This window comes from Hahella sp. CCB-MM4 (genome assembly GCF_002260525.1).
Taxonomy (GTDB): domain Bacteria; phylum Pseudomonadota; class Gammaproteobacteria; order Pseudomonadales; family Oleiphilaceae; genus Hahella.
Genome location: NZ_MRYI01000107.1, coordinates 1 through 397 on the forward strand (window position 1 = coordinate 1; position 397 = coordinate 397).

The 397-nt window shown below is 73.3% G+C and carries 1 protein-coding gene; it reads right to left on the reverse strand.

Translation table 11 applies throughout. The features are described from left to right. The coding region (locus BTA51_RS30590) for a hypothetical protein (RefSeq protein ID WP_210404967.1) at positions 1-194 on the reverse strand (194 nt) is incomplete at its 3' end. Positions 195-397 lie beyond the last annotated feature (203 nt).

Consider the following 397-nt stretch of genomic DNA (forward strand, 5'->3'; position numbering starts at 1 on the left):
CGCACAGGCGCCGGCGACGGGTCCCCGGACCGGTGGTCCGGGGCCGCGCTGCGCAGGTACTGCTGCCAGAACGGGTTCTGGTCGACGGGGATCCACAGGGAGCCGTAGGCCACCAGCGAGGTCCAGACCGACCGGGCCAGCCGGCCGAGGAGCACTCGGGCGGCGGTCGGGTCGCTGTTTCCGGTTGCGGGCATGTCGTGCCGTCCCTTCTGCGATGCGGGACGGTCACGATCCCCGCGGCGGCTCGGCGAAGGCTCGAGGAACTCTCGTGCGCACGGCCCCGCCGCCGCTGCTCAAGCAGCGCTCGAGCGGCCCGTGGTCGGATGGCAGGGGCTGTACGCACCACCGGGACGGAAAGGGGGCCGGGCGGTGTACCCACACGATCGCGACCCAGAAC